This is a genomic window from Ensifer sp. M14 (assembly GCF_003355565.1).
Lineage (GTDB): Bacteria > Pseudomonadota > Alphaproteobacteria > Rhizobiales > Rhizobiaceae > Ensifer.
The window spans coordinates 1,330,504-1,350,455 of record NZ_QJNR01000004.1; the positions used below are offsets into that span (position 1 = coordinate 1,330,504).

General features: G+C 54.1%; 19 protein-coding genes and 1 other RNA gene. 16 read left to right on the forward strand and 4 right to left on the reverse strand.

The genetic code is table 11. The features are described from left to right. The first annotated feature begins 315 nt into the window (after positions 1-315). From BLJAPNOD_RS06335 to BLJAPNOD_RS35140, 6 genes are all read left to right on the forward strand, one after another. Positions 316-585: a DUF4164 domain-containing protein gene (locus tag BLJAPNOD_RS06335; protein ID WP_053249644.1), complete on the forward strand. Its 270-nt coding sequence runs from the start codon at positions 316-318 to the stop codon at positions 583-585. 11 nt (positions 586-596) lie between these two features. Next, the gene (locus BLJAPNOD_RS06340) at positions 597-974 is read left to right on the forward strand and encodes a cell division protein ZapA (protein ID WP_077500687.1); all 378 of its coding nucleotides are present in this window, start codon (positions 597-599) and stop codon (positions 972-974) included. 55 nt (positions 975-1,029) lie between these two features. After that, a non-coding RNA gene (gene ssrS, locus BLJAPNOD_RS06345) (6S RNA) lies at positions 1,030-1,188 on the forward strand. A gap of 46 nt (positions 1,189-1,234) precedes the next feature. Continuing rightward, positions 1,235-2,737 carry a site-specific integrase gene (locus BLJAPNOD_RS06350; RefSeq protein WP_147294523.1) on the forward strand — a complete coding sequence of 501 codons (1,503 nt, stop codon included), beginning with the start codon at positions 1,235-1,237 and terminating at the stop codon, positions 2,735-2,737. Between the two features lie 255 nt (positions 2,738-2,992). Next, on the forward strand, positions 2,993-4,657 hold the full coding sequence (locus BLJAPNOD_RS06355; RefSeq protein ID WP_115419267.1) for a DNA repair ATPase: 1,665 nt from the start codon (positions 2,993-2,995) through the stop codon (positions 4,655-4,657). Between the two features lie 275 nt (positions 4,658-4,932). Further along, positions 4,933-5,607: a hypothetical protein gene (locus BLJAPNOD_RS35140; RefSeq protein ID WP_147294524.1), complete on the forward strand. Its 675-nt coding sequence runs from the start codon at positions 4,933-4,935 to the stop codon at positions 5,605-5,607. 112 nt (positions 5,608-5,719) lie between these two features. Here the strand turns inward: BLJAPNOD_RS35140 and BLJAPNOD_RS06360 are convergent, their stop codons facing one another. Further along, on the reverse strand, positions 5,720-6,388 hold the full coding sequence (locus BLJAPNOD_RS06360) for a hypothetical protein (RefSeq protein ID WP_199565903.1): 669 nt from the start codon (positions 6,386-6,388) through the stop codon (positions 5,720-5,722). A 53-nt stretch (positions 6,389-6,441) separates the two neighbouring features. Here BLJAPNOD_RS06360 and BLJAPNOD_RS06365 point away from each other — a divergent pair, with 53 nt between their 5' ends. Continuing rightward, positions 6,442-7,488: a hypothetical protein gene (locus tag BLJAPNOD_RS06365; protein ID WP_147294525.1), complete on the forward strand. Its 1,047-nt coding sequence runs from the start codon at positions 6,442-6,444 to the stop codon at positions 7,486-7,488. 258 nt (positions 7,489-7,746) lie between these two features. Here BLJAPNOD_RS06365 and BLJAPNOD_RS06370 read toward each other — a convergent pair whose 3' ends face one another. After that, the gene (locus BLJAPNOD_RS06370) at positions 7,747-7,932 is read right to left on the reverse strand and encodes a hypothetical protein (RefSeq protein WP_115419270.1); all 186 of its coding nucleotides are present in this window, start codon (positions 7,930-7,932) and stop codon (positions 7,747-7,749) included. A gap of 216 nt (positions 7,933-8,148) precedes the next feature. Between BLJAPNOD_RS06370 and BLJAPNOD_RS06375 the strand changes: the two genes are divergently transcribed. The 7 genes from BLJAPNOD_RS06375 (at position 8,149) to BLJAPNOD_RS06400 (ending at position 15,985) form a co-directional block, all read left to right on the forward strand. Beyond that, positions 8,149-8,724 carry a recombinase family protein gene (locus tag BLJAPNOD_RS06375; RefSeq protein ID WP_115419271.1) on the forward strand — a complete coding sequence of 192 codons (576 nt, stop codon included), beginning with the start codon at positions 8,149-8,151 and terminating at the stop codon, positions 8,722-8,724. Between the two features lie 215 nt (positions 8,725-8,939). Beyond that, positions 8,940-9,089, forward strand: a complete 150-nt coding sequence (locus BLJAPNOD_RS35570) for a hypothetical protein (RefSeq protein WP_199565904.1) — start codon at positions 8,940-8,942, stop codon at positions 9,087-9,089. Between the two features lie 353 nt (positions 9,090-9,442). Beyond that, the gene (locus tag BLJAPNOD_RS06380; RefSeq protein ID WP_115419272.1) at positions 9,443-9,772 is read left to right on the forward strand and encodes a hypothetical protein; all 330 of its coding nucleotides are present in this window, start codon (positions 9,443-9,445) and stop codon (positions 9,770-9,772) included. 329 nt (positions 9,773-10,101) lie between these two features. Then, positions 10,102-11,189, forward strand: a protein-coding gene (locus tag BLJAPNOD_RS06385) for an IS3 family transposase (RefSeq protein WP_115421160.1) whose coding sequence is annotated in 2 segments (ribosomal slippage) — positions 10,102-10,363 and positions 10,363-11,189 — 1,089 coding nt in all. Because the reading frame shifts where the segments join, the coding sequence is not laid out codon by codon here. A gap of 652 nt (positions 11,190-11,841) precedes the next feature. Then, the gene (locus BLJAPNOD_RS06390; protein WP_115419273.1) at positions 11,842-14,202 is read left to right on the forward strand and encodes a hypothetical protein; all 2,361 of its coding nucleotides are present in this window, start codon (positions 11,842-11,844) and stop codon (positions 14,200-14,202) included. 217 nt (positions 14,203-14,419) lie between these two features. Continuing rightward, a complete protein-coding gene (locus tag BLJAPNOD_RS06395) occupies positions 14,420-14,896 on the forward strand; it encodes a hypothetical protein (protein ID WP_115419274.1) in 477 nt (158 codons plus the stop codon). A 429-nt stretch (positions 14,897-15,325) separates the two neighbouring features. Beyond that, the gene (locus BLJAPNOD_RS06400; protein WP_147294526.1) at positions 15,326-15,985 is read left to right on the forward strand and encodes a hypothetical protein; all 660 of its coding nucleotides are present in this window, start codon (positions 15,326-15,328) and stop codon (positions 15,983-15,985) included. Positions 15,986-16,414: 429 nt separating this feature from the next. Here BLJAPNOD_RS06400 and BLJAPNOD_RS06405 read toward each other — a convergent pair whose 3' ends face one another. Then, positions 16,415-17,290: a LysR family transcriptional regulator gene (locus tag BLJAPNOD_RS06405; protein WP_115419276.1), complete on the reverse strand. Its 876-nt coding sequence runs from the start codon at positions 17,288-17,290 to the stop codon at positions 16,415-16,417. Between the two features lie 324 nt (positions 17,291-17,614). After that, on the reverse strand, positions 17,615-17,824 hold the full coding sequence (locus BLJAPNOD_RS06410) for a transcriptional regulator (protein WP_077500742.1): 210 nt from the start codon (positions 17,822-17,824) through the stop codon (positions 17,615-17,617). Between the two features lie 359 nt (positions 17,825-18,183). On the opposite strand from BLJAPNOD_RS06410, the gene BLJAPNOD_RS06415 reads away from it, so the two are divergent. Together BLJAPNOD_RS06415 and BLJAPNOD_RS06420 are read left to right on the forward strand one after the other, a co-directional pair. Continuing rightward, positions 18,184-18,756 carry a 5-formyltetrahydrofolate cyclo-ligase gene (locus BLJAPNOD_RS06415; protein ID WP_115421161.1) on the forward strand — a complete coding sequence of 191 codons (573 nt, stop codon included), beginning with the start codon at positions 18,184-18,186 and terminating at the stop codon, positions 18,754-18,756. Between the two features lie 118 nt (positions 18,757-18,874). Next, positions 18,875-19,699, forward strand: coding sequence for a TIGR00282 family metallophosphoesterase (locus tag BLJAPNOD_RS06420; protein WP_115419277.1), 825 nt, complete (start codon positions 18,875-18,877; stop codon positions 19,697-19,699). Positions 19,700-19,952 lie beyond the last annotated feature (253 nt).

The window sequence follows — 19,952 nt, forward strand, 5'->3', positions numbered from 1 at the left end:
GTGGTCAGGGGACGGTCTCTATCCTCCAAAGACCGTGCAAGAAGCGGCAGACACATAGCATCTGCGCCGCGCGAGTCAACAAATTCAGGCCTTGCGCGGCCATTGGCAGCATGGTTTTCAAGGGGTGATATCGCGTCGCAGCAGAGTTTTTGCGCTGCGGCCGGATGAGCCGGCTATACAATCCATCCACAGCTTCCGTAATGCTTTGCTGCAGTTGGCATTGTTGAGATTTGCGTAATAGGTTTAAAAAGGAGTGAGCCGAAGCGGCGGACGGGATCCTGGCGATTCGGCCTCACGGGCGAGGTATCGAAAAACATGCCGGCAAAGACGGTCAAAGCGGCGATCGACGAACTGAAGAACGCGGTTCAGTCCCTGGAGAACGCGATCGACAGCCGTTTTGACAGGGAACGCGATCTCGGTGAGTTCGAGGGCGAGGTTCGGCGGGTCAATACGGACCGGTCGCGACTGGCTCAGGAACTCGACCAATCCCAATTCCGGGCAAACCGGCTTGAAGAGGTCAACCGCGAGGTTTCCCGACGCCTCGTGACGGCGATGGAAACCATTCGAGCGGTGCTCGACCGCTGAGGTTAAGCGACATGGCGCAGGTGACAGTATCGATCGACGGCAAGGCCTATCGCATGGCCTGCGAAGAGGGACAGGAAGATCACCTGATCGAACTGGCCACCAACTTCGATCAGTATGTCGGCCACTTGAAGACGCAGTTCGGCGAGATCGGTGATCTCAGGCTGACGGTGATGGCCGGCATCATGGTCATGGACGAGCTCAGCGAAGTGAACCGCCGGCTGAAGGCGCTCGAAGCCGAGGTCGATACCCTCAAGCGCGGCCGCGACACGACGCTCACCGATCAGGCACGCGGCGAGGAGCTGCTGGCTTCGGCGCTGTCCGAAGTCACGTCGCAGATCCACACCATCGCGGCCAAGCTCAACGGCCGGGCAACCTCTTCGACAAACTGAGCTCTTTCGTCGGGCTGCCACTGGCGCGACGCGGGGATAGGCTCTATATGTTGGATGCGGTCTGCGCCTCCCGACAGGAAACACAATCCCCGGGGCCATACTCGATCTCAAGGGAGCTGTCCCTGGCCGGGCTCGTGGGTCCGGACATATGGCGCCCACCTACGTTTGTAGGCACCCGGGATCGTAAAATATCCATCGGTTGTGTGGATCGCACCTCTTCTCCTTTGATTTTCAATGATTTCGGCTCGTAGCGAAACTTTTTGACACCGATTTTCACACCGGTGTCAAAATCGACCGGTCGAAACATGTCAAATCAATATCGCCTGTATTTGCACCCGAATGGCTATTTTTATCATCGGGTCAAGGTCCCCGCCGATATTCGGCGACTGTATGGCAAGCAGATCGAACAAAACTCACTGCAGACTCGCGACTTTCGAGACGCTGTTCGGCGGCTGCCTGCTGTGATTGTCGCGGTGGATCAAGCATTCGCTCGCTTTCGTCATGTGCACGCTGAAGCGATAGGCGTGTTGTCGTTTGGCGCGGCAACGGCTGCTATTCCAATGCTGCCACGTGTTGTCGCCGCCCCTGTAGTGCCCGATGAATTGGCTGTTGTGTCCACTGTTCCTGCCTTGCCGGTAGAAGTAAAAGAGAAACCGGTGTCAGGGCCTATCGATCTACCGTTGATGTCAGCCATCTCAGGCGAATGCTTTGCGACGCTTCGCAAAGAGAAGGGTTGGGCACCAAAGACGGAAAACGCTCGCGTCACTCAGATCAAACAATTCATGGAGATTTGCGGGGATAAACCACTGAATCTATACACGCAGCACGACATTCGCCACCTGAAATCGGTCCTGTATGCACTGCCGCCACAGTCTCACAGGAAGAAGGAATTTCGAGACCTATCGAAGCTCCAGATCGCGGAGACTGCGAAGGCGCTCGGCATGCCGGGTCTATCGGCAGAAAGTGTCCGGCAGATCATGACTGCCGTAAATTTGGTCTTTGGCTGGGCGAGGGCGGAGCACGACAACACTCTGAAAAATATCGTGCAGCCGATGATTCCACCGCCATCGAGCGGCGGTGGAAAGAAGGGGAAAAGAGACGCGTTCGCACTGAACGAACTCCAAACACTGTTTACGAGTCCTGTGTTTACAGGCGTTGCGAGCGCGGATGCATGGCTTAAAGCCGGTCATGTTCGTATGCAGCATACCGGGCGCTTCTGGGTGCCTTTGCTGACGCTGTATTCCGGCGCAAGATTGATGGAAGCAGTTCAGCTTCTCCGACAAGATATTGGGCTCGAAAACGGCATCTGGTTCATCGACATCAACGAAGACCAGACAGGCAAGAGTGTGAAGAATGAGGCGTCCGTTCGCCGAATCCCTATTCATCCAATCCTTGCAAAGCTTGGCTTTCTGGATTTCGCCGCGACTGTCTCGGAAGGGGAGAGGCTGTTCCCTGACATCGAAATCGGGCCTGTAACACAGCGGCATAGGCATGCCTCAAAGATGTTCAACAAATTGCTAAACGCAGTGGGGATCAAGGGCCCAAAGAAGGTTTGGCATTCCCTGCGGCACAATTTCGAGCAGGCTTGCCGCGATAGCGGCGTTGACAGCGCCATAATGGATCAATTGCAAGGCCACTCCCAGAAGGGCATGCGCGGCGTCTATGGTGAGGGTTACAAGTTGCCAGCACTCAACGAGGGCATCCAATCCATTCGGTATAATGGACTTGATCTCTCGCACCTCCAGCCCTTCAAAAAGGTATAGGTAAGCTCTGGGAGCCGCCTTTTGCGCATTGCGCGATGCGACATGGACGATTGCTTGGCTGGGGCATCGGCTGGGTAGCAAAGTAGGCGCGGACCTTGCTGCAATGTACACGCAATGCCCAGAATATCCCATGCCAACCTATTGCGATCAGCCAAGATATGGGAGTCAAAAGCTGTTAATTTCCAAGAACGAAGCAAGACTGAGCAGACAAAAAATGCCACCCTAGCGCGAAAGTAAGGTAAGAGGGTGCGCGGCATGAGCAGGGATATAAAGACGAACCCAGTAGTGATAAGGCCCGACACCAGTATTGGCAACAATTCGGCGGAGGCGGACGATGATTTTCTTTTCGAATGTTTCGTCGATCATCCTGCTTTGGAAGCGACGCGGGACGTAACCAACGCCAAGATGTTTGTGCTTGCTCGAACGGGCGGCGGCAAGACAGCCATCATTCGTAAGATAAAGCAGCAGTATCCCGAGACGGCCTCCGTGATCGACCTATCAGGGTTGTCGATGGACTACGTAGCCAACTCGAATATCGTGCGCTTTCTGCAATCCATCGACTTAGATCTCGACCTGTTTTTTCAGGCGCTCTGGAAACACGTCTTGTGCTTGGAGTATATCCGCCTTCGATACGATGTGAACAACGACGAAAGTTCGCGGCAGGTCTTCGGGTGGTTCAAGGATTTTTTCAAATCTGATGGGCGGCGGCAGTCAGCATTAAAATATCTGTCTGAGTGGGAGGGCAAATTCTTCATCACGATGGACGAGAATATCAAAGAAATCACATCCAAGCTTGAATCGAAGGTGAACGGCGAACTCGGTGCAGAGGTTGAGAAATTTACCGCACGCGCCGGCTACAGTCGGACATTGAGCAGCGAGAAGCGATCGGAATTGGTTGCGCGAGCTAAGCGCATAGTGAACGCTGAGCAATTAGCTGAGCTAAACAAAGTTCTTGACCTGCTTTCGTCGTACGATTCTGATGACGGAAAATATAAAAAATCCTTCTTCATACTTGTCGACAAGCTTGACGAAAAGTGGGTTGACGAGACAATTCGGTTTGATCTTGTACGCGCACTAATTGAGTGTCTTCGTTCCTTTAACAAGATATCTAGATTGAAAGTCGTCGTAGCAATACGCGAGGATGTACTTGAGAGAGTGGTACAAGATAATAAGGATATTGGATTTCAGAGAGAAAAGTATGATGACTATTTCTTGCGCGTAGTCTGGAATAGCTCTCAATTGAAAGAGTTAGTTCAGAAAAGGATTAATAAGCTTTACAAGAAGAAGTACACTTCAGAGAATGTCACATTCGATGATATTTTCAGGAATAAGATTGGGAACCGAGATCCCATCGATTATATTATCGATAGGACCCTAAAACGCCCGCGTGACGTGATTTCATTTGTCAATGAGTGCTTTCAGCGAGCGCAGGGAAAGACCGAAGTCACACCTAAGATCATCAAAGAGGCGGAATCAGAGTATTCGCGCATTCGAATGCAGGCCCTGGTATATGAATGGCAGAGTGCATTCCCCTCGCTTCAGATTGTTTTCAAACTTCTCGCAAATCGTCGTGGAAGATTTACATCCCGCGACATATCGAACAGAACATTTCTCGACGATTTCGTACTGCAAGTGGACCAAACCGGCTCGAATGAAAGCGATCCCATTCAAGTTGGGGTTGACCGATATATTCGCGAGAGTTCGGAGGCTGCTGCTCTTGCGCTGGTCAGGATCATTGTGAGCGAGTTGTACCGTATGGGCGCCGTCGGCATTAAAACTTCATCGGGGGAGCGCTATATCTACTCCTATCAAGATGTTCCCGTTATCAGCGTAGATTCCATTGATCTCGAAACCAAGATTCACATTCATCCTATGCTTCACCGCGCGCTGAACGTACAAGATGATCATCCGAGGCAGTAGAAAACACTTGTTGCTGCAATGGTGGGCAAGATTGAAGCTTGGAACCTCAGTTTTCGCTATGCGCTTGAGCTTGCTCGTTGCTTCCCCGGGCAGAATAGGACATTCTCTCTCGGTTCTGACTGTGGATTGCCGCTAACGCTGCGCCGGCTCGTGACGGAAACGCCATGGCCTCACTCAGCTTAGTGTATCTCCAAGTTTAGCGATCTTGTGATTGCCGCAAACGTCAAAGTGCCCAGCGCAAAATAGTCCACACCGACATTAGCAGGAATTCACTCGTGCCAGAACTGTTCGACCTGATTGACTCCGTATGGACCCGCGTGGACCAAAAACTTTCGGAGTCGTTCACTACGCAGGCATTTCGAGACGTAATTGTACATGAAGCCCCTGACGTATGGGCTGTCTTGGTGGAGCGCTATGGTCCTGGCGGGGCGGGCACGGGGAACTTCTATTCGCCGAACAACATCCTGTTCAACTATCTGCGAGATAAAGCCTGGAAAGCTGTTCTGGTACAAACGGGTTTCGTACCCGCAAGTCAAGGGTGGGGTACAAGCAAAGTAATGGGGTGGCAGAAAGTCACCGACACGGCGGTCGTGCCTCCGACTGAAGAAGACATCGACTCGGTAGAGGGAAAGGGGCGGCTAAGAACGCATTTTGTCCGTGAACGTGCGCCTGGTGTCAGACGGAAACTGATTAATCGACGTGAGAAAACAGGCCTCTCCTGCGATGTATGCGATGCCACAGGCAGCGAACTTGACGGCGACGTTCGCGCTGCAATGTTTGAAGCTCACCATGCAACCGCACCCCTGTTGGATGGTGAGAGAACGACGAAGCTGTCTCACATGGCTTTGCTATGCGCTTGCTGTCACAGGCTAATACATCGACTCGTGTCCGTGCACGAAAGATGGATCACCGTTTCCGAAGCGAGGGAATTGCTCGGCGCAAAGAGGTAAACATAGTTCCCCAAGCGGGCGCAAACTTCTTCTGAAAAAGCCATTGTCTCATGTTTCCAATCTATTGGCGAACTTCAGTCCACGCATAGTATGCTGAAAATTATGCAGGCGCTTAAGCTGAAAGGTAAGCAGAATTGCCCTGAGCCCATCCGATTCTCAACATTCCGCCGTTACTCAAAATGGCCCCTATTGGCTCCCCCATTTTTGGTTCAACGCCGAACAAGGCTGCGAAGGCGACAAAATCCTCAAACCACATACTAGTCGGGGAAAAAGACTGAACGATCATCGCTGCTTCATCAGTTTTGAAGCGGTCTGCTTCGATGAGAGCCGAGGCTGCGCGGTGCAGCAATTGATATCGAATGTGCTCCGGCGGTGTTTTCTCAAGACCAAGAATCTTGCAGAGGTGCTGCATTCTCACCACCTTGCCCGGCGACGGCGCTCTGAACCAATCCCCAACAGTGGGCCCGAATGGCTCATTGACCTTGCCCTCGATCATCACCGCACACGTAAGTTGGTTGCAGCGAACAAGCGCGAAGAGATCATTCTGGCTGTCTCTCGCTCCTCCGGGGAGGCGAACCTTGTATTCCGGAATGGCAATCAAAAGCTCACAGCCTTGCGGAAACATAGCTGCTATTTCGGGGGGTAACCCGTCACTCTGTTCCCAACAATGGGCAAGGGTTCTGGCGGAGTATCCCTTTCGCCACTGCTTTTCTGGTTCAGCAAGAAACTGCTGCCAAGCAGAGGGGCCAGCGCTGGGCATATAGATCTTACCTTTTTTCACTTTACGATTGCCTAGTTGTCGTTGAAACCCCGAATCAGACGATAGGATGATATTTGAGTGAGCGCATTATTCGGGAGGAACGTTTGAACTCTATTTTCGAGAAGAGCAGAACTCTTCGCCGGATCGAAGAGGTAATGACCGACGTATTGTTGTGTGAACTCCTCGGAACAAAACCCCAGTTTGTCAAAGATCTTTGCAATGCTTTGGGCATAGCTGGCTCCGGGGCAGCAGTTAGCGTCCGACGTAGTGTCCACGAAACGTCGCTGGGCGAGACAGATGTTGAAGCTGTGATCGCAGTTGGAGCAGAGAAGTTGGGCGTACTTATCGAAAATAAGGTGCGTGCTCTGCTCATGCCGGATCAACTTGGTCGATATCGCCGCAGGGGGGACGATGGGCTAAAGAGGGGGCTTTGGCAGAGTTACGTTGTTGCCATGTTTTCACCGGAAAGCTATCGAGCGTACATCCCAGCAGAAGACGCCGCCGTTGTGGACGGATTTATCACCTACGAATGGGTGAAGCGCTGGCTGGAAGAAGAAGACGCTGCCGCAAACGCGTTTAAGATTTACACTCTCGAAGAGGCGATCAACGACGCAAGGACTGGATACGTCAAGCGAGCAGACAGCCGAATGACCAATTTCCATCAATCTGTCTATTCGATTGCAGCTAAGCACTATCCACAACTCCGGATGGCGTGGCTTGAGCAGGCTGGATATGACTCTTCGATTATTCACCTTCCCCATGCACTGCCAGCAAGAGGGGATTCACTTCTCATGAAAATGAAAATGGGGACGGCTGAACTCCGAGTAGAATCCAGAGATCCGATAGGTGCGGAACGCGCCCTCAATGCCATTCTGCCCGAGGGGTGGCGCACCACGAGGGCTAAAGGCTACGCAGGTGTAGAAATCGCCGTTGGCATTTTGGATGTTACGCGGGAATTTCAACTGATTGAACCTCATGTGAGGGATTTTCTGATCGCCTTGAACGACTTACAAGAGTTCTATCATCGCGTTGACGTGGCTGAAGCCATAGAAGCAAATCGAGGCATCCGTCCCACACGGTCCAGGTCGGTTCCCGACATTAACTCAACAGACCCGCGATAGGTTTCGAGCGGTTAAATCAACCGCTCACCGTTGGCGCACGCCAACGACCGCTAATCAACCGCACCCTTACCCCGCGTTACACCAGCGGACGACCGCCACGACTACGCTGCTGGAGTGTGTGAGGTTGAAGGTTCTACCGAGTTTTGCTGCCGCCCATATTGCTTAATTGCAGATCCCGTTGATGTACGACGAAGACCAAGCATCGCCGTCCTTATCAATGCCGTTGTGCAGAGTGGTATTACCCATCGTCGTGCTGTTCTACGACCACGTCGAGCCTGTTTCAGCGTTGCTGCCCTGCATGAAGGTCGTATTGCCCATTCGCGTGGTCGTGTAGCTGTTGCCCGATGTATCGGTGCATGACTGCAAGGTATCCGAGCCCATGCATAATGCGAAAGCCGGGGCGGCAATGAGTGACAATGTCAGCGCTGCGATAAGGGTCTTCATTCGTGCCTCTCCAAATGGGCATGGGAATCCATCGATCAATATTAGCGTGTAAAAATGTTGGAATGCAACGCTTTGTTGATCGCTGTTGGCGGTTCAGAATCGTGCGGATTTGCACCACGCCAAACGACCCGGAAAACAGCGGTTCATAAACGGGTTGACTCACTTTTGAACCGATTGCTATTGTGAACCACGATTTTGAACCGCCGAGGATTTTTCATGAGCCGCACATTCGCATATTGCCGGGTATCGACCACCGAACAGTCAACCGAGAACCAAATCCTAGAGATCACCAACAAAGGCTTTGTCATCGAGCCGCATAGGATAGTTGCAGAGACGATTTCCGGCAGCACGCCAGCAAAAGAACGCCCCGGCTTTCAAAAGCTCTTGGAACGCATGGAACGCGGCGACCGGCTTATTATCACGAAGATCGACCGTCTTGGACGCGATAGCATCGATGTCCAGTCCACTCTTGTCGACCTTACCGAAGCGGGCATTGAAGTGCATTGCATTGCACTCGCTGGCTTTGACCTTGGTTCGGCAATGGGCGGTTTAGTCATGAAGGTGTTCGCAGCCGTCGCCCAATTCGAGCGGGAACTGTTGATTGAACGAACCCATGCCGGTCTTGCGCGGGCTAGGGCAGAAGGCAAGACACTTGGTCGCCCGAAGTCCCTTACCGATCAGCAGAAGGACGAAGCTCGTCAGGCGGTCAAGGAAGGCGCGTCATACCGTTCCGTGGCGAAATCCATGGGTGTGAGCCACGCAACGATTATGCGCGTTTGTGAGGCGATCTAAGCCAGCATGCACGATCTGTTTCGCGGCACGGGCGGTTCTTCGGAGCCGCCTTTTCGTTTGTCCACTAATTTGACGCACAAGAGCTAGAGCAAGTTCTTAGTTTCTGATCACTTCCGGACCTTTTCCCCGCTGTCCACTTGATCGTTAACCCGCCTTCTGCCTAACTGCGCAGCAGGCAGCAGCACTTTTTCTTTTGGTGATAGAAAGGTCTGCCGATGCCGAAACCCAATCCCTCTAAAGACCCCGAACATCTCAAGCTGAAGCTGCCCTTCATGGAAGCAAGCGCTATCGGGCGTTTCCCTATTGCCTGTGTCTTCCTGTTGGCTGTGCTGGTAATCGGCGGCATGGCGGCAGGTGTTTTGTGATGACATGTTTTCCGGGACTGGTGGACGCGACAGCCGCTTTTTTCGTTGGCAACCTCAAACAGACATATTCGTTCAAAGTTTTCTCTCGTCGCAGCTATTGAGAGAAATCCTGAAACCCCTTGCACACCCAAAACGATTCACGGACATTGCGCAGCAAGCAGCCCGGTCATCATTTCTTTTGGTGATAGAAAGGGTCTGCGAATGGCAAAACTCCCAAAGAAACCCGACGATGATGAACACTTGAGCTTCAAGCTTCTCTTTGGCTTGATGGAAGGTCATGCGACGGGAAAGCGTTCCGTGACGTCTATTGTCTGCCTTGCCCTGTTGGTCTTGGCTGGCAAGGCTTTCGGGCTATGGTGAACCTGTGGAAAGGTTGGACGACGGGCATAACCACAGCTTACCCCCTGTCAGTTGTTACCGGTAAATCGCTACCCCTTGCGCACCACCACCGATTCATGGTGGATGCGGAGCAGGAGCAGTCCCCCAATCATCATTTTTCTTTTGGTGAAAGGTGTGTGCTGCGAATGGCTAAGACAAAACTCCCCAAAGACCCCGAACAATTCAGCTTCAAAATTCTCGGTATGGAAGTATCCGGCACCGGACGCTTTCCTGTCGTCTGTGCGGTCATCTTCGCCGCTATCCTTACATCGGTCATGGTCGTCCAAACGGTCGGACTATGGTGACCTACGAATATCAAGCGGATACGAGCAAATCGGGTCCGAATGAGCGATTTTCAGCGGTTTTTCCGGGCGCGGGCAGGGAGAGGGCGGATTATGGCATCACGAGCGGACTGATTTTATTGTTCATTGTTGAACATTGTTCTGACTTAGTTCGGCATACAACATGTATGTAAGTGTCATGGGCAAATCGAGAACGTTGCCAATCGCTTCCAAACCCTACCATCGCCTTCGGCGAGGGCGCTTCGCGCCCGGTTCTGGTGTGGTAATCCCCCCGCCAATTAACGGACTTCAAAAGTAGAATTTTCTCGGGCTTTATGATCGAGGAGATTTTGATGAAGACGAGCAGATTCAGCGAACCGCAAATCCTTGCAATCCTGCGCCAGGCGGAGGGCGGCGTTCCCGTGCCTGATCTATGCCGGGAGCACGGGATGAGCACGGCGTCGTTTTACAAATGGCGAGCTAAATACGGCGGCATGGACGCGTCGATGATCAGCCAGATGAAGGCTCTTGAAGACGAAAACCGTCGGCTGAAGAAGATGTATGCGGAGATGAGCATGCAGGCGGAACTGCTCAAAGAGGCTCTTGGAAAAAAGTGACGCGGCCATCTCAACGCCGGGAGATGGCCGGGAAAGCGGTGGCGTTGCGCGGGGTGAGCATTGCACTCGCCTGCCGCACCTTTGGTGTCAGCGAAACCTGCTATCGTTACAGCGCCAAGCTGAACGAGGAGAACGAGCAGATCGCCGATCTCCTGATCGGGTTGACGCGGGCGAAGAAGAGCTGGGGCTTCGGCCTGTGCTTTCTCTACCTGCGCAATGTCCGGGGGCATCGCTGGAACCATAAGCGGGTATACCGCATCTATCGCGAGCTGGAACTGAACCTCAGGATCAAACCACGCAAGCGGTTGAGGCGCGAGAAGCCGGATGCTCTGGCCGTACCGGAGAAACCGAACCTGGTCTGGTCTATGGACTTCATGGCGGATCGTCTTGAGGATGGCAGGCAATTCCGCCTGTTGAACGTTCTGGACGACTTCAACCGCGAGGGGCTGGGCATCGAGGTGGATTTCTCGCTACCTGCCGAGCGTGTCATCCGCAGCCTGAACCAGATCATCGAGTGGCGCGGTAAGCCGATGGCAATACGGGTTGACAACGGGCCTGAATACGTCAGCGGCAAGCTTATGGAATGGGCCGAGAAACGGGGCATCGCCTTGAGCCACATCCAGCCGGGAAAGCCGCAGCAGAATGCTTATGTCGAACGCTATAACCGGACCGTCCGACATGAATGGCTCGACCAGCACATCATCGAAAGCATTGAGGAGGCACAGGAATTTGCCACGCAGTGGCTATGGACCTACAACAACGAACGTCCCAATATGGGCATCGGCGGCATCACGCCCGCACAGAAACTGAAAATGGCCGCGTGAATTCTACCGCGGAGCCCCGTTGAAAACGGGGGGATTACCGTGTGTTGGACAGTTTGAATGATCAATGTTCCGCCAGCCTGAATAAGAAGCAGGATACTTTCTCTTCTCATTATTTGGAATTATAGATTCTTCTAAAGAGATTCCTATAGAGAAAACTATAAAAGGAAATATCCCGTATCTCAGACCAGCGGCGAATAGCCGTCAATCCACTGATCGTCGGTCGCCGATCCACCAATCAACCCATCATTAAAACATCAGTGACAGGGCGCTTCGCGCCCTCGCCGAAGGCGAATGTTATGGTTGGTGGCAAGCATAATAGTTCCCATCAAGCTATTGATTTTGATATATAATTCGTGTATTATAATGACGGTTCAGAAAGGCGGTCATGACGCCTTCCGGCTTTCCATAGCCGCAACGGATCACCCCCAAAAATATTTGACAAAATGGCTGTTTTGAGCCTTTCGAAACATCGTTCGTCACTAAATACAATTAAGAAATCAAGCTGTCGGAAATGGCTCGTGTTTCTTGGGTCATTAGACAGCAAAGGTTTCGCAATACCTCCGAAGACAATTTGAAAGTCAAAGGGACTATAGCGCATTCCGACAGCCGCTATAGTCCCTTTATTTTTCTATTCTATTTCGGAGTAATTTACTTGTTTTCAAACTTCCAAGATTTCACACAGAAGCGTCGGCATATTAAATTCGCTGATCCGGATATTGGTGGCGGCAAGACATACGGTCTTGAACAGTTCGTCGCCCATCCCTTCACGGGCAAATCTCTTATCGGCATTCAGTCCATTAACCTCGCCAAGGAAATCGAAGCGCATTTGAAAGCCGAGAATGTCTCGGTATTGCGCATTGATACGGACGCCTTCCCGTTCGATCCGGAAAAGCCGGAAGTCACTTGCACGACCATCCTCAATGACGCCATTGCCAGCGGGGAATACCAAGTTCTGATCAGCAATCAGGACGTTGCCTTGCGTGCTGATGGCGCGAACGTCGGCGATTACGGGCTGTTCATGGACGAAATCCAGCCTGTACATGAACGCATCTGGTTGAACGGTATTGTGACGTCGCAAGGGGCGGTCGCTTCCTACCTCACTTCCCTGCCTGTTGGCGGTGTTAAAGGGGTGCGTCGGATCATTGTCACGGACGAAGGCGAAAGGTTTCTCGCGACAAACCATATCGAAGAACAAGCCAAGGCGAAGAGCGAACTTGTTGACGCTGTACGCAAGGCGAAGGCTACTGACTTCTATGATGTCTTTGCTGAAGAAGGCGTTTGGTCAGACTTCCGGAGCGGACTCGAGCCGTCGCTAGTTCTGCACTCAATCATGAAGCCCGCCGTGTACGATAAATTCGCTTCGGTCACGGTTCTTGGCGCTAATTTCAATTTCTCATTGATGAGCTTGATTTGGGGCGGTTTCCACGCGGTCGAATTCGAGTTGCATTCGCAAATCATGAACGCCGTTCGCTATGAGAAGCTTTCCGAGCATATGGCTAATCAGGTCTTGGTTTACTACCACACCGAAAAGAACTGTTCGAAGACCACCTATAACCAGATTGACTATCAACCGACGTTCGACGTCAGCCATGACGCCGTTAAGCGGCTGTTTGCTGAACATGGATATCCGGAAGATACGAAGCATCTCGTTTTCATGAACAACAAGCCGAAGGGCGTGAAGAATGACTTCTATTGGAAGGATGCGGACAACGGAATTCTTCTTAGCCCGGTAGCACGCGGTTGGGACTCGTTCAAAGAAGTCGATGTCGCCATTCATCTTGCCGCCTGCAACGAGCATGGCGATACCTATCGGGTGCTTAGTGCGCTCTTCAAACTCACAAAGGCGGAAATTGACCGCGCTACGGCATTGGAACGCGCCTATCAGGCTGTAGGACGTTCATCGATCCGCGACATGCACCGTGGGGAACGCACCAAGCGCCCTGCGATTCTGGTCTTCTTCGATTATCGTGCTGCCCGGTTCGTTGCCGACATCGCCGCATGTGGTGAACCGATCTTTCTCGATACGGGTCTTGCCGCCCTTGCCCCGAAGGAAAAGAAGACGCAGAGCGACTATCAGAAGAAGTCGAACCACAAGAACGCTGTGAAGGCTGTCGCCAAGCTTCCCAACTATGACGGCTTCAATCGCCGCAAGTGGATGGATTTATGGTCCGCTGACCTTTGGGATGAAGTCAAAGCATCATGGGTGGATTGGGTCGCCGACAGCAAGGAATTTGCCTTGCACGATAGACCGCCGCGCAAAGAGCAATCAACGATGTACCGGGAAGGGGTCTTCAAGTCGGCGAGCAATCACAAGGTAAAGGGCAATATCGAAGCCACCAAGGTCATTACGCTTGATTTCGATGAAGTGACGGGCGATGTGCAGGCGTTCTCTGAATGGCTCAAGGCGCGTGGCAAGTCACACCTGATCACGAATAGCTTCAGTTCTACAGCCGAAGCGCCGCGCTTCCGTCTCGACATTCCGCTTAGCCAGCCGGTGAACGCCTATGGTTATAGCCATATCGTTGCCCACCTCATTCAGGAGATCGCCGACGAATTCGGCAGCGCGTTCATTGTCGATAAGTCCAAGAAGACGATCATGGCACGCTTCCACATGCCGTCTGTCTCCATCCATGGTGCCGATCTGTTTATTGACGGAACTGTGAAAACTGGTGTCGAAACCGCCTTCCTTAACGTCATGACATACATGGATCGCGATCCGGTCGAAGACGGCAAGTCGGTTGTCGATACCGTCGCTAAGCCAGTCGTTGCCCGCATCGGCACCATGAGTGTTGATGAAGTGCTGGACAAATGGGCGGTTGCGGCTGGTCTCGGTATGGGTTCGCAGAACTTCCACCAAGCGGCGGTCGATCTGCTGTTCAAGGTCAAGCTGACCCGTGAAGAGACAATCGAAACGCTGCATCTAAACCGTTATCGATTCGGGAATGGCGATGATCGTGACGCCCAATACACGGTAGATTTCATACTCGATAATCGCCGCGATCACGCTGCTTAGAGCATCGGCGGCACTTCACTGATGCCGCCCCAAATTTCCCAATCTATGAATACCATTGTGAAAACGAAAGCCGGTCGCAAATTGGCTGTTTTCCAGCCGAGAGACATTGAGCTGCTCATGCGGTGGAACTTCTCCGCTGACGCTATCGGCTAACCGCTTACAATTAATCAGACATTTACAATTGCTAGTTTCAATGCTTCCTGACCGGGAGACAATCATGAAGTCCGCAATCGCTTTGCTTTTCCTTATCGTATTGACGGCTTGCCAGTCGACGCAGGGAACCAATTCAGGGTTCGCACTGTCGAACACAAATGGCCCCGCCTTTACGGTTGTGGGTAGTTCGGCTTCATCCGCTGAGCAAATCGAGGCGGAAATGACATACAGGGCTGCTAAGGAAGCGCAAAGGCGGGGCTACCCGATTGTTGCGCTTGTCAGCAACTCGCCTGTGAGGACGGAAAACGGTCTGCATAAGATGACCGCCTCGTACATGGGGTTAAAGAGTTTCGCTGAAGCCGGAAATAGGCAGGCGCTTGCCGTGAACTCATACACCGAAACCGATAAAGTTACTGGTCGCAGGCAAACAACAACTCCGAGCAAGTACGGTGGTGGTCTGTTCTTCCCGACCACCAAGGAGGGACGCGCCGCAGATGCGGCAATGAAAGGTGTGTCCGAAGCAATATTCAGCCCACATTAAAAACCGGCGGCATAACCGTCGCGATCAAACCGTGGAACTACGAGGCCTGAACGGCCCCGGCTTGTCGCTTACGATTGGGCGAGCCGTTCAGCGTCCTTCTCCATGGTCAGGATCGTGTCCTTTTGGGTTTCGTTCGCCGCCTTTTACAGGACGTTCTCTTGGGTCAGCGTGGCGATTTCCGCTTTGGCAAACGACCGATAGACGAAGAAGCCGCCAGAGGTCGCCAGTGGGGCGAGGAAAGGGCGATGATGATGATGCCTGAAATTGCTGGAACACGCTGGTTGCCTCAATAGCCGGGTTTAAACCGGCATTTATCCGCGTGCTGAACGAAGAGCTTCCGTCGCTCGAAGCCTGCGTTGTTGACCGAGAGTTGGTCGCGACGATTGAAGATTAGCGAATAGCGAAAAGGGACACCGTTGCGCGTCCCGAATGATCGTCCGCGACTGTTCGGCGCTACCAGATGTAGGCGGCAGCAGCGAAGCCGAAGGAAAACGAACAGTGCCCGTCCCAAACAGAGTATTGGATACACTGGAAGACGGTCGCGTTGTGTACCGCCGCAGCCCATGGGCAGTGCCCGTTCTGCTGAAACAATCTGAATTCGAAAGTGTGGAACGCGCGCTTGCTCGCAGGTTAGCGATTGGCGCGTTTTTGGCGTTGATCGTGCTTGTTCCTCTGCCGCTGTATCACAACCACGTCATCTCGCAGTCCGCTGCTCTTTCCGTAGTGCTCGGTGTCATCGCTCTGGCATTTTTAGCCGAACATTTCTTCGGGGGAGTGGCGAAAGCTATCCTGAAGAACGCGCCCGCTGCACCAAACTATCCCGACCAAGATACGGTATCAAAATTTCAAGTTTTGCGATCTCTGCCCGCAATGATGATCGAAATTTTAGACGATAGAGGCATCCGAGCGGGGCTGTTTTTGGCATCCGTTACATTCGTTTCAGCCATGTACAGCCTCGTAAAGAAGATACTTGGTGCCCCGCTGCGTTCGGATTTGAACGCATTCGTGCTGATCACGCTGGCAGTATTATCCGGGCTTTGTCTTCGATTCTTTTTAAGAGAAAGAAGGAGACGAAAAGTCCGATCTTGATGGTGTCGGGCGCGATAGAATGAATATGGAGACAGTTCTTGGTCTGCTGGCTGATCTTAAAAGCTGGATTTCTATTGCCAGCAGTTTGCACGTTTCTTTCACAATGTGAGCGCAACCATCTCTGTTAAACCGGCGATATCAGACGCGGTTTTGCGGTTGCAAATTTTGACACCGCTTGCAACACTGGCTGCATTGAACGGAGTCGAGATTCAAGAAAATCGTGAGGATTTAGAGGTGCGCCGACTGTAGTCTGATCGGTAATTCATCGTTCGGAATCAAGCAGCTAACATACTCGATCTCAAGGGAGCTGTCCCTGCCCGGCTCGTGGGTCCGGACATATGGCGCCCACCTACGTTTGTAGGCACCCGGGATCGTAAAATATCCATCGGTTGTGTGGATCGCACCTCTTCTCCTTTTTTCGCCTCAGTTTTAGTTCGTGGCAAACGCGCTGCGGACGGCGTCGGCCATGGCGTCGATGGTCTGCGAGCGATGGCCTGGGCGGGTGCGCAGCACGACGTTCGAAAAGTCGATGACGCTGAAACCGTCGTCTTCGGTCAGTTCGCGGCAGCCGGCCGGGATGGCGCTGCGCGATAAAGGCGCGATGGCAAGCCCCGAGACCACGGCGGCGATCAGGCCGTTGCTGGTGCGGCTGGCATAGGCAACCCGGCTCTCGATCCGGCGCTTCTTCAGGCCCTTCATCGCAAGCTCGTCACACCAGCCGCCTGCCAGATAGGTATAGGTGGCGATCGGCAGTGGGCGGCGCTGATGGGCCTCGTGCTGGTCCGACGTCACCCAGACAGTGGGATCGACCATCAGGACTTCGTTGCGCGTCGGGCCGCCCGGTTCGAAAACCACGGCGATGTCGATTTCACCGGCGGCCAGGGCATTGACGTTCGATATCGACACGCCCTGCTGTACCGTCACTTCCACGCCGGGATGGACGGCGGCGAAGGCGCCCAGAGCTTTCGGAAGGGTGGAGTTGATGTATTCTTCGGAAATCCCGATCCTGACCGTGCCGGCGAGCGCCGGCAGCCGCATCGATGCGGCGGTGTCGTCGAGCAGGGCGACGATCCGGCGGGCGTTGTCGACGAGGCGCAAGCCCTGCGCTGTCGGCACCACCCCGCGCGAGTGACGCTCGAACAAGGGGTCGCCGAGCATATCCTCAAGCTTCTTCAATTGCATGCTGACGGCGGATTGGGTCCGGCCGATGCTGTCGGCGGCGCGCGTCAGGTTGCCTGCATCGGCAACGGCGAGAAAGGTTCTGAGCAGATCGCTGTCGAGCGGAGCGGACATGGTGTTCACCATCAGGGTTTCTGATGGCAGTCATGCTTGCAATTCGTTTGTCAGATGTCAACGAGGCGAAGACAATAGGCTCAACCGATCGACATCAAGGTTGCCCCGATGAGCGTTCTTGCTCTTGCCTTCTTCTCTGATCTTCAGGTCACTCTTCGCTCCCGGCTCCTATCGCACAGCCGCTCGTTGTTGGCAGACGCTTGCGTGGCGACGCCTCCAGCGATGCCGCGCGATAAGCCGCATCTCTTACGAGATGCAGGGCGCAGCGATCTGCCGTTGGACGATCGCTGGGAGGAGAGGATGAGCCGGGATGCGGTCTATCGCTCACACTCGCAGTTATGAAATGATATCGAGCCGGGCGGCGCGGAAGATCGCTTCTGCAAGGTTGCCCGCCTGCAGCTTGCGCATGGCGTCCTGAAGGGCCCTGTCGATACGGTCGAGGGGAATATCGGTCTCGCGCATCATGTCCTGACGTGTGCGGCCGCGGGCGGCCAGCGTCAGGCAACGCAATTCCAATGGTTCGAGTTCGTTCATCTGGTCCTTCATGGACGTCGGCTTTTCCACTGCTGCCTGCAGGAGCGCGTCCATACATCGAACGCGGGCATTAGTTCCTGCTAATTATTTGAAATCATGTTTGTATTTGCACGCGCCCCTGCCGATGCGAAAGCAGAACCGTTGCCCATGATGAACGGAACGCTAACTTTGTACCGTTGCGGGAACATGGCGTTTAACTGTCGCAAACTGTTGCAAAACCGGCGGTGACGTGGTTCGAGCTAAAGGCCGCAACGCGCTATGCCACAGGCGTCGATGCGGGAAATCGATCGGAAAACGGCGTCCTGTATCATTTCGGGAAAAAGAATGTGGCGCCGGTCCAATGTTTGCGCGCAGCCTGTCGGAGGGGAATGATGTCACCAAAGGATCTGAAAGCCGCCTTGCGCAGGGATAGTCTGGCGCTTCGCGACGCGATGGCGCCGGAGATCCGCATCGAGGCGAGCCTGACCATGGCCGATCACGCCGGCGACGTCATTGCGCTCGATCCAGGCCACATCGTTTCCGGGTTCTGGCCGATCCGCTCCGAGGTCGACATCAGGCCGCTATTGGCGCGTCTTCGGCAGCGTGGCGCAAGGCTTTGCCTGCCCGTCATCATGGACAAGAAGACGATCGTGTTTCGCGAACTGCTCAACGGCGCTCCCATCATCGAGACCGGTTTCGGCACGACGGGTCCGGGACCGGACGCGCCGGAACTCGACCCGGATATCATGCTGGTGCCGTTGTCGGCTTTCGACGCAACCGGCCACCGCATCGGCTACGGCGCCGGTTACTATGACCGCGCGATCGACAAACTGCGCAACAAAGGCCACCTGCCGAAGCTGATCGGGATTGCATTCGACTGCCAGGAAGTGGCATCAGTGCCGGCGGAACCGCACGACGTCGCGCTGGACGCCGTGCTTACGGAGAGCGGGTTTCGGCATTTCTAGGGCGCGTCAGGCGTTCCACGGACTCCCAACCGCGCTCTATCACTTTGTTTTTACACAAGTTCGCATGCAAAACAGCCACGCGCTTTTGCTCGAACTGGTCTGGTGGGATTGAACGGGCATGAGGCTTTTGTTTCTGGGAGATATGGTTGGCAAGACGGGCCGCACGGCGGTCTGGGAGCGTCTTCCGGGATTGGTCAGTGACCTCAAGCTCGATTTCGTCATCGTCAACGGCGAGAATGCCGCTGGCGGCTTCGGCATTACCGAGGATATCTTTCTAGAGACGATCAATGCCGGTGCCGATGTCGTCACCACCGGCAACCATGTCTGGGACCAGAAAGAAGCGGTCGTCTTCTGCGAGCGGCACGACCAATTCCTGCGGCCGGCAAACTATCCCGCAGGCACGCCCGGGCGCGGATCGAACCTGTTCTTTGCGCGCAACGGCGCGCGCGTGCTGGTTGCCAATGTCATGGGGCGCGTCTTCATGCACCCCGAGCTCGACGATCCCTTCAAGAGCGCAGAAGCTATCCTTGCTGCCTGCCCGCTCAGCGAGCAGGCGGATGCCATCGTCTTCGACTTCCATGCCGAGGCAACGAGCGAGAAGCAGTGCTTTGGCCATTTCGTCGACGGACGGGCGAGCCTCGTCGTCGGCACGCACACGCATGTGCCGACGGCCGACCATCAGATCCTCAATGGCGGCACCGCCTATATGAGCGATGCCGGCATGTGCGGCGACTACGATTCCTCGCTCGGCATGGACAAGGAAGAGCCGCTCAATCGTTTCATTTCGAAGATGCCGAAGGGGCGCTTCGAGGCGGCGTCAGGACCTGCAACCATCTGCGGTCTCGGTGTGGAGATTTCCGACCGCACCGGCCTTGCCGAAAAGATAGCGCCGTTGCGCCTTGGCCCGCGCCTGACGGAAACGATCCCGGATTTCTGGGCCTGAGCCATCCTCAGATTGACGATTTCCGGCTAACGCACCCTCTCGCCCGCGCCTGATCGAGGCGCGGGATCGTATGCGTATCACCTTCGCGGAATTGATTTTTTTCAAGGTGACAACCCGGCGAAATGATGGCAGGTTACCGCCATGTCAGCGCCGTTTCGGACACGGCCGACGTCCGCAAGTCTTCCATATTGAAGTACCATCCGCAGCACAGGATTGCGGGTTTGAAATGTCGCCGCGGGTATTCGGACGACCA